This window comes from Algibacter mikhailovii, assembly GCF_014651495.1.
In the GTDB taxonomy this organism is placed as follows: Bacteria; Bacteroidota; Bacteroidia; order Flavobacteriales; family Flavobacteriaceae; genus Algibacter_E; species Algibacter_E mikhailovii.
Window position 1 is genome coordinate 181,649 of sequence record NZ_BMWZ01000001.1, and the last position, 11,954, is coordinate 193,602.

Annotated in this window: 10 protein-coding genes; 2 read left to right on the forward strand and 8 right to left on the reverse strand. The window is 32.4% G+C overall.

Going from position 1 to position 11,954, the window contains the following annotated elements:
* Nucleotides 1-15 precede the first annotated feature (15 nt).
* From IE051_RS00810 to IE051_RS00845, 8 genes are all read right to left on the reverse strand, one after another.
* Nucleotides 16-2,037 (reverse strand): amidohydrolase family protein, encoded by a 2,022-nt coding sequence (locus tag IE051_RS00810; protein ID WP_189358499.1) that lies wholly within the window; start codon nt 2,035-2,037, stop codon nt 16-18.
* 430 nt (nt 2,038-2,467) lie between these two features.
* Nucleotides 2,468-3,202 carry a carboxypeptidase-like regulatory domain-containing protein gene (locus IE051_RS00815; RefSeq protein WP_189358501.1) on the reverse strand — a complete coding sequence of 245 codons (735 nt, stop codon included), beginning with the start codon at nt 3,200-3,202 and terminating at the stop codon, nt 2,468-2,470.
* Nucleotides 3,203-3,543: 341 nt separating this feature from the next.
* Complete coding sequence (locus IE051_RS00820) at nt 3,544-4,386, reverse strand: hypothetical protein (RefSeq protein ID WP_189358503.1); 843 nt, start codon at nt 4,384-4,386, stop codon at nt 3,544-3,546.
* Between the two features lie 103 nt (nt 4,387-4,489).
* Nucleotides 4,490-5,041, reverse strand: a complete 552-nt coding sequence (locus tag IE051_RS00825) for a hypothetical protein (RefSeq protein ID WP_189358505.1) — start codon at nt 5,039-5,041, stop codon at nt 4,490-4,492.
* 160 nt (nt 5,042-5,201) lie between these two features.
* Nucleotides 5,202-5,573, reverse strand: a complete 372-nt coding sequence (locus IE051_RS00830) for a nuclear transport factor 2 family protein (RefSeq protein ID WP_189358507.1) — start codon at nt 5,571-5,573, stop codon at nt 5,202-5,204.
* A gap of 148 nt (nt 5,574-5,721) precedes the next feature.
* The gene (locus tag IE051_RS00835) at nt 5,722-7,782 is read right to left on the reverse strand and encodes a DUF4139 domain-containing protein (protein WP_189358509.1); all 2,061 of its coding nucleotides are present in this window, start codon (nt 7,780-7,782) and stop codon (nt 5,722-5,724) included.
* 162 nt (nt 7,783-7,944) lie between these two features.
* The gene (locus tag IE051_RS00840) at nt 7,945-8,361 is read right to left on the reverse strand and encodes a DUF1330 domain-containing protein (RefSeq protein ID WP_189358511.1); all 417 of its coding nucleotides are present in this window, start codon (nt 8,359-8,361) and stop codon (nt 7,945-7,947) included.
* Between the two features lie 205 nt (nt 8,362-8,566).
* The gene (locus tag IE051_RS00845) at nt 8,567-8,983 is read right to left on the reverse strand and encodes a Crp/Fnr family transcriptional regulator (RefSeq protein WP_189358513.1); all 417 of its coding nucleotides are present in this window, start codon (nt 8,981-8,983) and stop codon (nt 8,567-8,569) included.
* 236 nt (nt 8,984-9,219) lie between these two features.
* Between IE051_RS00845 and IE051_RS00850 the strand changes: the two genes are divergently transcribed.
* Together IE051_RS00850 and IE051_RS00855 are read left to right on the forward strand one after the other, a co-directional pair.
* Complete coding sequence (locus IE051_RS00850; RefSeq protein ID WP_189358515.1) at nt 9,220-9,576, forward strand: MarR family winged helix-turn-helix transcriptional regulator; 357 nt, start codon at nt 9,220-9,222, stop codon at nt 9,574-9,576.
* Between the two features lie 47 nt (nt 9,577-9,623).
* Complete coding sequence (locus tag IE051_RS00855) at nt 9,624-11,954, forward strand: efflux RND transporter permease subunit (protein WP_189358517.1); 2,331 nt, start codon at nt 9,624-9,626, stop codon at nt 11,952-11,954.

Consider the following 11,954-nt stretch of genomic DNA (forward strand, 5'->3'; position numbering starts at 1 on the left):
CATTAATGACAATAGTTAATTTTGTGAGACTCGATCAAGAAGTACAAGATTGCCATTTAAATCTCGATGTACCTTGGCTTTCCATATTTCATTGTTATCTAACTGAAAGATTACTTCATAATTTAATCCTTTTACAACTTGCTTCTTAGAGCTAAGTATACGATTGAGTTTGGATGTTGTATTCATCTCACCTAAAACAAAGGTGACAATGTCTTTTATGTCTTTATCGATTTCAACAACGTTCCAACCTCCTGCTAAATGTTTATCATGGTCTTTCTTAGCTTTACCAAGCGGAAAATGCCTCCCTTCAAAAACGGTACCTGAAATTTCAATATCTTTTAATTTTTCAGCACCAAATGTGTAAGGGTTTTGCTTCATAATAGTAAAATTTGCGGTTTTACCTGCCTTAATACTGCCTAACTCATTTTCCTTTTGCCAAGAGAATGCTGCATCTATGGTAATTGCTTTTAAAGCACCATGTAATGATGCCCCCATTTCTGGTTTAATTGCCTTTCCGCTACCATTAGAAATCCTAGTAACCGCACACCAAGCTAAATATAGAGGATCTGAAGGCGCCATAGGTAAATCTGAATGTAAAGAAAAAGATACACCTAGATCTTCTACTTCTTTTAGTCTTACCATAGCTTCAGCGCGTTTAGGCCCCAAACCTATCTCTGAGAATTTTTCAGAAAAACCAGTCACATAGTATGGATTTGCAGAAACAATACAACCCAAATCTGCTAGTTTTTTTACTTGTTCTGGTGTGGAATTAGCAAAATGAATAATTACTGTACGATGATCCTTTCTCGGATTTTCCTTCATTCTTCGTTCAATGGTATTGAGAACTACTTGTAAGCCTTCATCGCCATTTACATGAATATGCAGTTGATAACCAGCGTCCCAAAATAATTTAGTGCCTTTTTCAAGTAATTCAGGCTCAAGCATCCATGCGCCTTCGTGCCCATCTAAATACCCGTCTTTCATTTGCATTAATTGAGAAATGATGGCACCATCTGCCAAAAACTTCACTTGTTTTCTAAAGAATGTTAATTTACCTGAATCAGGAAACAAAGAATACATCTCATCTAAATGCTCTAATGTTTCATCTCCATATTTTGTGTAATTGGTATTGCCTTCATAAATGAAATAGGAATACATGGGTGTTTCAGGGCTTCCTAATACTTCTCTATATATAGCGGCAGCTTCTTCATTTACAAAAGCACCGGGTTCGTTGTAGGCCGTAACTCCATTGCCATGAAGCATTTTTACCATTTGCTTAATCCCAAAGCGCATACGCTCTGGCGTTGCCAAGTCTGAAACAATTTTGGGTAACAAATACATTATGGCCCCATTTTCAAAAAAATGCCCTTCATCAAGATTAATCTGAGCTTGTGCCATTGCTGAAGCTTTTTCTACATCTTCTATGCTAATGTTATATTTTTCTAAGAAGGGTGTATTAACAAAGAACTCATGAGCAGATCGATGCCAAACTCCTATAGGTACTACTGTACTGATGGCATCTAAATCCTTTTTATTGATTTTACCATGAAAAAAATTGTTATAACCCCATGTAAAGAAGGTGATTTCTGGATTCTTATGCTTGGCAATCTCAGTTTTCAATGCTTCTATATAAGCATCATGGTCTTTGGCTGCTGGCCAGGTTTTATCCGGTAGTTCCCAGTCCTCAGGGGCAATTACAGGAACGCTCAGGGTTAGCGCTCCAAGAAAAGGATGTAGATGTTGCTCAATTAAACCAGGAAACATAGTGTTGCCCTTAAGATCAAAATCAGATGGGTTCGGGTAATTATTTTTTGCTGCTTCTAAATCACCTGTATAGACAATTTTATCACCTTCCGTTACTACGGCTTCAACTGTACTGCCAGCAGGACCTTCCATTGTTACAATAGTACCATTATGGTAAAGTATAGTATGGTTTGATACTTTATCTGTGACATCACTTAGGGGCTCCCTAGGTTCGTTTTTGCAGGAAGTAAAAATGAGTAACAAACTAAGGAATAAAGAAATTCTTGGTTTCATAATGATTTTATTGATTATTGCTAACGTTGCGATTTAACAACATTTTTAAAATTTGATTTAAATATAAGCTAATTTAGCTATAAAATCTAGTGTATACTTTTGTATTACAGTGGTTTATGTGTTTTATAAACTGCTTTCTTTGAATTCTTATAGAGACAATTGTCGCGTCTTGATATCTGGCTTGGGTTTAAATTGAAATTATATTTATGGTTTGTAATCCATATTAGAAGTTTTTATACCTAGGCTAAATGTAATTTTAGTTGTTTAAAAATTGAAAGTATAATATGGCATGATCCACACTGCCCAAAGTTTGGCGTACATAAATCACATTTTTTTAAGTGATATACTAGGCAGTATACTATATACTTAGTAGCACTTAAATATTAAGAACTGACCATGAATTAAATATCATATTATATGTTGATATTTATTAGGGTACAACAAATGATACGGCTGGAGCAGATGTTGGATTTAAATTAGGGAAAACATCTCTAGCTAAATTAGGGTCAGCATAGTTATTTCCCCAAAATGATTCGCCATAACACTTTGCATAAACTCGTGTTCCGCTAGCATATCCAAGTGCATCTATTGCAGCTTGACTCAAATTAAAATTGTTTGGCGTATTATTAGCTTGAAGAGTTTCTATCGCATTTTCATAGTTTTCATCGCTAACAGATGCATCTGTTGATAAGAAATACCTAATGTATTTAGGATTCACAGTACTGGCTTCAGGATTAGTTATAGAGGTTAATATGACTGGGAAACTTGAATTTGAGTTGATAGTAAGATTGGTAATTGCAGTGGTCGACATTAGACCCAGTGATGGATTGTTAATCACTGTTGATGATCCTGTGTTTTTGTGTTCTATGTCAAACTTTTTATATGTTCCATAGCCAGCTTTTTCAAAAACAAGGGTGTATGTACCAAAAGGTACATCGGTTAACTTAAAGTCACCACTACCATCTGTTGTGGCAGAAAATCCTGTGCCTTCAATGCTTACTATCATATTTGAATTGTCAATTTGCGTAACTCCTTCGTCAAACAAATTAACTGAACCTATAATATTTGCTTTAGTAACAGTTTCTGAATTATTGTTGTCGTCTTTACTGCAAGAAGTGAATCCTATTAAAAGGATCAAACAAAGCGAAAAGTAAGTATATTTCATTTTCTTAACATGTATGGATTAAGACTTTAAATTAAGAAAAAATTTGGATATACTCTTACTTCAAATTGGAAACCACAGTTATTTTACTGAATTCTTATAAACCCATCGAATTAATTAGATTTATTGGTTATTTGATTTTTTTAATAAAACGAGCCGATTTTCAGTGTATAAAGCACATGAATAAAGAACCTTACTAGATCAATTTTTTAATTAATCCATATATCTGGAACTATAAGATGGTTTTATTGAGCTTTTATCTTCATAGCATATTCTAATGACTGCCATAAATAATTAATTCGGAAGTGGTTTAAACACAAGTTTGTATGCCATGTTTTGTTTAGTTATTTTTTGTAAATGGGCGTACGTTTAGCTAAAAAAGATAACGTTATTTTGTAGGCATCTTGGGTTTGCCAAAATGAAGCATGTTCTTTACTGAAAAGGTTATCACCTTTGTCACTATAAACATTCATAGTAATATTTGTTGCATAGTTTTGAGTAGACGAACTATAGGAGCTGCTGTTACTGGTTCTTTTATTATCATTCCAAAGATCACCCACAATTTGTCCTTTTTTGTCTACATAAGCCTTGTTTGTTGTAGATTTTGACGTGGTGTTACTATAATTAGTAACTGTAGATTTTTCAATTGAAACTAAGCCTTGAATGACATATTCTACTCCTAAAATATTACAGATCTCTCCCATAGTATATCCTTCAAGATTGTTATTATTTACTCCAGATTTAGCTAATAAAGCATTAGTAGTAGTAGGGTCTTGAAACTTGAGGATGTTAGCTTGCTTTTTAAATATAGTATAAGTTTCCTGTTGAATCTTCTTGGTCATTGTTGCATTACTTGTTTCTTGATCTTTTATATAGCCAAAAGGTAAAATTGCAACTTTGTTATGATGGTCCTCAAGTTTTAAATTAGCGCTTTTATCATCTTTATTAAAAAACTCAACACGTCCTGAAGCAAAAGTGATTTTAATTATATCTGATTTCTCCACCGTGTATTCTACAGTTTCATTTTGATAGATAAATTGAAGGTCGGTAGAATTAATTTTAATCACCTTTCCTTTCATCTCATCACCATTAATCTTTAGAATCACATCACTTTGAGCATGAGCTATATTTATTAATAAAAGGCAAAAAATTAAATAAAATGGGTGTTCTCTAAAAGTGCTATACATAATATTTAGTATTTATGGGTTATTTGTGCCCAACGGTTTTGTTTAAGAAAGATAGTTGGTTTTAAGCAACTAATTTAGGAAAAATACAAACCGAATATAAAATCTATGAAGATTTTCGAACGATAAAAATATGTTTTATGCCTTTCATTAAGCCATTTACTAAAAAGCACAATATCAATAATATGGTTCCTACAATGATTGGCAGTATGCCCCCAAATGTAAATAACATACCAATTACAAACCCCAATAGATATTCTGGTAAATGTACTGGTTTAAAAAAAGCAATTAGAACAGGGGCAAGAATATAATATTGAAGGCCATTTGAAAATTTAAATTCCCATAATAGCGAGGCAATAATTCCAAATAACAAAGCTGCTAAAAACCCTCTGAATGTCTTGTTGTCAAAATTATTAAGATTCCTTGGTTCAGACTTTATTATTTTATTTCGCTGTTTAATTGTTAATGACACTGTTAACCAAGCCAGCAATGGTATGGTTAATAAACCCCACAAATTGGAAATACCAGGCAAATCTTCTCTTGCTAATAGGTGATGCGTTATCACACCGCCATTAAAATGCTCCCAAACAATACATATTGCAGCAAAAATAAAAGCACCAATGATGATTGACAGTTTTTTGTTTCCTAATGATTGCATTTTTAAAGGATTAAATTTTGGTATGCAAATAAGACGAAAGTCATAATCTTTTGTTACAAGATTCTATGGGGTTTAGAATCTTCCTTGTTGTAAATCGGTAGAAAAATATATGTTGTTTCAAGCTATACCTTTTATAGGTTGATGTCTAGTGACTTTACTTTTACAATTGTCCAACTAACTTTCTAGCAATAACCGTATCATATATGATTTTCAGTTTGCTAATCTTGTTTTGATTATCAAACTCTATGATATCTACCACATCAAATTCTACTATTTGATTGTTTTTTAAAGTCCATTTATAAGTAAAATAAAGGGCTAGTTTATTTGAGTTGTTTTCTTCAAAAATGCCCAGAAGAGAAAGTTCAGAATTTGCGGTATCACCGTTCAATTCTGGGTAAAATTCATCAGCTCTTTTGATTCCGTATAATGGCGAATCAACTATTCCGTTTAGATCAAATAAAGCAATTACTTGGTCAATATTTCCATTTTCCAAATGCTTGATATATTCTTTTGCAATATCTGTTTTATTCATCTATTTAAAATTTAGATTGCTGTTTTTAGCGTGGTAAACTTCTATAATATACGTCTGTTTTTATGACTTATATCAAACATTAAATAAAATTCATCAATTTTTTTCAGAAATTAAGCTGATTTAGGTTTTGATTAAATGAATAGATGAACTACAAATTAATGTTTTTGTAGCGCGGGTATTTTATGCTATAAGAGAATTTATAGGTCTTAGATTGATTAGGAGAAATGGTAGTTTTCCAATTTAAAAGGCCCTTTTTAGAATTATAATCAGAGGTTCCTGTTTCAATATTATCAACTTTTATTTCTTTATTCTCACTTACCGGGATTCGATCGACAATAACAACATTTACAGCGGTCGATTTATTGTTTTTTATTTCTATGTCATAAGCTTTATCGAGTACTCTGTTATTTCCAATTAATGTATTTTTTTTATAGTTATTCATTGGTTTTCTTTTGATTGCTACGTTGGGGTCTACACCCAATGAAATGGTTAAGCTATCTGTTACTGCATAAGGGTTAATGGTGGTGATGCCTGAGTAGCTATCTTCAAAATAGACATTCACTTCTCCGGGTAATAAATTATATTGTTGCCAATCTCCAATTTTTGCTGTTAGAAACACATTTTCATTTATTATAGGAGCAGTAAAATATGAAAAGATTGCGGGTACACTATATTGGTCAATTTCAATAACCGAAATATTACCATCAGACGCCATAGTAGTTTGTTTTTGAATTTCAAAATTAGTATTCGTCATACCTTCAGTTATGATATCTCCTGAGGTGGTGTAATTTGTTTTTTTGGTAGTAACAAGAATGACTCCGTTTGTGGCTCTACTTCCGTAAATGTTTTTGGCTGCAGTTCCTTTAAGAACTTCTATGTTTGCTATCATGTCTGGATCTATTGCTTTAAACTTGTTAGAACTCATAGGAACACCATCTACAATATATTGCGGTTTTTTATATGATTTTATAGATGAAGTCCCACGAATGTTTACGCTAGAAACACTACCTGCTAGCCCAGTATTCGATGATGTTCCATAACCAACTACCACAACTTCGTCTAAAGCGCTAATGTCTTCTTCTAAACTCAAATTGATAACACTGGAGTGTATTGGAATAATTTCACTTCTAAAACCTAAATAGGAGACTTCAAGTTCCTTGCCACCATTGGGACTAATATTGAAAACACCATCAAAGTCTGTTACCACACCATTTGTAGTACCTTTTATTACAACATTGGCTCCCGGAAGCGGCGTGCCCGATTCATCTGTAATGATGCCATTAATTTGCTTTATAAAAGGATTGTATTTGTAGTTATAGGTTTTAGTAGAGTTTTCAGATTTGTAATTACTATGCCGACTAATAAAATTTAAATATTTCGAGTTAACATCTGGCTTTATATTATTCGTATTTGGGTCTTTTGTTGATAAGGTGAGTTTAATATTATCCCAGTTGATACCTGTGTTTTGATACACATGGGCTTTATAATATAAATCAAGAGGCGTACTTATACTTTTTGCTTTTAAATCATAACTAGGAAACCAACCGGCATTATTAACATTGTATTTTATAACCAAATTAAGTTGCTTACTTATCTTGGTATTTAGTTTTATTTTTATTTCTCCTGTTTGAATTTTATCGTCAACGTTTAATTCTGCCAATTGCTTATTAATTTTACTAATTTGCTCATCATAGTCCTTTTTCTTCTTTAAGGCTGTATGAATAAGTCCGTTTACTTCTGTTGTTCGTGTGCTGTAATAGGCTGTAAACTTTTGAAGCTTTTCAAGATTAACAACTTCATTCGCGTTACCTAACAGTCTGTTTTCTTTTAAAATAAGTAATTCCTCTTCATATCCGGATATTTTATTTTGTTCAAGTTGGATGGCATCCTTCAATTTCTCTAAGTCGTTTTGAAGCTTTACAATGTTTTCAGATTTATCCAATTTTGATAAATGATTGATTGCATAATTTATAGATAAAATAGATGTATTATCTAGCCCCGAAATTTGAATACTGTTTTCCTGGATATATGGTGATAGTTTTGCAAACGACAATTCAGAAGTACCTGCAGGTATTGAAATTTTCGCCAAACGCGTGATTTGTGCACCATCAACAAATACGGTCACAGTTTTTATTGAAGAAGGGGTAGGGTTATTATTAGCCTCCATAATTGAGGCGTATAAAAGAAAAAAGATAATTGCGTATTTCATGATTAGTTATTTAAAGTTTAGTTAAAACTATAACTAATCAGAATACTGTAATATGAACAATGAGTTATCTATACCCTTAAATGAGTTGGCGTGTGTTTCGGATTAGTTTAGGGTATAATTTAATCCAAAAACTTGCTATTTAATTTTGCTATAGAAAACTTTTTATATTTCAGTAGATGGTAATAATCTTGAATCTTCTAATCCAGCTGTTCTATGTTTAACATTATTCAAATAAGTTTCGCTTTGAGAAAATTCCATAAATTTTTGCAAGGATTGGTGTTCTACAAGTAAAATAGCATCCCATTTTTCCGATTCGGGTCCAATTAAAAAGCCAGTACTTTTTCCATAGAATAGAATACGACTTCCTATTTTATTCAGTGCCTCCGCTGTGTTATCTGTGTATAGTTTATATGCTTGTTCTCCACTTATGTTCATTTGGAGATTTATTGATTCCAGATTGGTATAGTCAGCCTTATCTTTGAATTTTATTAGATTTAACATGACTATTTTTCCTTTCTCAATAAAATTCAAATAAAACTCTTTTCCTGTTTTTTCAGTAGCATTAATATATTTCGCCATAATTTATAATTTTTACAAATTTTATATTAATACAATAAATACGGATTGATATAAATCAAGAACCAAACGTTACTTTATTTCTAATTCTACTTACAGTTTCTGGAGTTATGTTTAGATATGAAGCAATTTCATATTGAGGGATTTCCTGTGTAATACTTCGGTTAATTTTAAGTAATTTTAAATATCTTTCTTGAGCACTTAATAGTCATATATCTTCAAGTTTTTTAGCTGTAGAAAGGAACAATTGTTCAGATACTTGTCTAGCGATTTCTGCCACAAAGGGATGCTTTTCTCCTAATTTTTCAAGTTTATTTCTTGTAATTACATGCAATACAGAATTTTTCAAACAGATTATTTCCTTGTTAGACGCTTCTTGTTTTAAGAAGCTGTAATAGTTTGCCACAAACTGGTTTTCAAAGACAAAATCGTCAACAAAGGATTTTTTACTTCCAATTAATGTGCATTTTAAAAGCCCTGTTTCAACAAAACCAATTTTATTTGATACTTTCCCAAAATCAATAAATAGGTCACCTTTATTTAAATTTATTTTTTTAAAGGAAGCAGAAAATATCTCAGCCTCAGATTCGGAAATTTTAAATTTTTCAACAAGAAATTTTTTCATTTTTAAATACTATTTCACCTAAAATCAAAGATAGATATCTGTTTTATGAGTCATATTAAACGTTAAACGAAACTCGATAAATTTTCTCAAAGTATCAAATTTAATAAGCTTATAGCGTAAACATTATAGTACAATATATATTTTAAATAATTAATTGTTGCATATACAACAATTTATTTTATCTTTACGACATGAAATATGAATTTCAAGACTGCATAGGGTCAAGATTACGACAAATGTCGAGAATTGTAGATAACATGTTTAGAGGTTATTTACAAGATTTTGATATTACAGAAAATCAAATGACTATTCTATTCGCCCTAAAAAAGTTAGGGGAGGTGGAACAAGGTGTTGTTGGACAATTATTATCTTTAGAGCGGTCTACGGTGAGTAGAAATATAAGCATGTTGTATAAAAAAGGGTACCTATTAAAAAGTGATGCGTATCGACCACATATATCTCTTTCACCAGAAGGAGCGGCTTTGGTGACTAAATTAGTACCAGTATGGGAAGATATCATGTCAAATTTATATGATAAACTCGGCGAGTCAGGTTTAGCGTATTTAAAAGAAATAGAACTTAAAATCAAATAATATTTTTTAATTATAATGTTGTATATACAACTTAATTCATTCTTAGCATGAAACAAAATAGAGTACAAGCATTTTTTAATAGAGTAACAACACATCATAAAACTATTTTAGTCCTATCAGGGTTGCTATTTATAGTATCGATAGCCTTTCTTCCTAAACTGAGAAAAGACACGCGTTATGATGCTTTTCTTCCAGCCAAAGATTCCATTTTAGTGCAACGAAATCAACTCAAAACATCTTTTGGTTTAAAAGATCCCATGGTTATCGCTGTTGTAAATGAAAACGGCATATTTAATAAAAAATCGTTACAGATTGTCCATGAAATAAGTGAACAAATAAAAACCATTCCTGGTATTGATCCGGATCAAATTAAAAGTTTATCGACAGAAAATAATATAGTGGGTACAGATTCAGGTATTCTTGTTGAACCTTTTTATGAGATAGAAGAACTGTCTAACCAGAGGGCCCTAGAAGTATCTCATAGCATAGATAACTTTGAATTGTATCAAGGCAGTTTGGTGTCTCAAGATAAAACCACCACACTTATTTTAGCAGAAATGCTTGATACTTATGATATGAAGCAGCATGAAGTTTATAATGCGCTTTATGCTATGATTTCTCAGTTAGACAAAACGAATCATGAGTTTTATTTGGCAGGAGAAGGCGCCGTGAGCGGTTATCTGGTTAAGTATATTGATGAAGATGCCATGCGTACAAACCCCTTTGCTGGCTTAATAATAGCGCTGATATTAATTTTTGCCTATAGAACCGTTAGAGGGGTTGTGCTTCCAAATTTAATGGTACTGGCTTCCGTTGGTATTGCATTGGGTTTAATGGCTGCTTTTGGGGTAGACTTTTTTGTAATTACAAATGGATTGCCAGTAGTTCTTATAGCCATAGCTGTAGCTGATGGGATTCACATTCTTGGAGAATATTATGAGTTGGCAGCCAAATACCCTTTACATACTCAAAAAGAGCTAGTGGTAGAGACTATGGTGAGAATGTGGCGCCCGATTACTATAACGTCTTTAACAACCATTGCAGGTTTTATGTCTATAGCATGGTCATCATATATGCCTCCTATGGTTTACTTTGGAATATTTGGAGCTTTAGGCGTTCTCATGGCCTTACTGTATGCTTTGTTTATGATTCCATCTGCAATGATGCTGCTAAAACCCCAAAAAAGCCGCGTTTTTAAATCGGACAGTCAAGTGGATAGTTTTGGAACTTTCATGTTGAAATTTGGACATGTTGTTGTGAAACATCCCAAAAGAATTGTTGTATTAGGATTACTAATTATTGTGTTTGGTATTGGAGGTGCTTTAAAATTATTAGTTAATGAGGATAGAGTTAAGAATTTTCAAGCCACAGAACCTATTGTTATTGCAGACCGATTAATAAATGATAAAACAGATGGCACATCGTACCTGGATGTTCTTATCGAAACGCCTCATAACGAGGATTTATTTAAGATAGAAAACCTTCAAAAAATAGAGGCCCTTCAAAGCTATATTGAAACCTTGCCACATGTAAAGGGAAGCACATCGATTGTAGATTTTATAAAAAAAATGAATCAATCTATGAATGAAAACCAAAAGGCGTTCTATAAAATCCCTGAGAATAATCAATTGGTAGCACAATACTTTTTGTTGTATGCTGCAAGTGGTGATCCAACAGATTTTGATAATTATATAGATTATGATTACAAGTTGGCCAATGTTAGATTCCGAATGAATTCTGGCGAATATATAAATGAAAAAGAGGTTATTAATAAAGCACAAGAGTATATTGATACTCATTTTAAATCACCCAAAATAAAGGCAACACTAAGTGGAAAAGTTGCTGTTGATGCCCATTGGATTGGTAAGTTAGGGGTCAATCATTTTGTAGGCGCCATCATAGCTTTACTGGTTGTTTTAATTGTAGCAGCATTTAGCTTTAGATCGTTTACAGCTGGTGTTTTAACTGTTGTGCCAGTTACCATTTCTGTACTCTTTTTATATACTGTTATGGGGATTATGAATATTTGGCTGGCTGTGGGTACATCTATGTTTGCGGCAATAGCCATTGGAGTGGGAGTAGATTTTGCAGTTCACACCATAGATAGGCTTAAATACTTTTTAAGAGAAAAAAAGTTGCCTATTACAGAAGCTTATTCTGAGTTCTATAAATCGGCAGGTAGAGCTTTACTATTTAATTTTCTAGCCTTAGCTCTAGGTTTTAGTGTTTTAATGACGAGTTCTGTGCCGCCATTAAACCAATTTGGATTTTTAGTTGCTGTAGCTGTAATAGTAAGCTTTTTAGGAAGTATGACCTTATTACCCGCCATCATTTTAATTACAAAGCCTAAATTTTTCATTAACAAAAAAACGAAATAG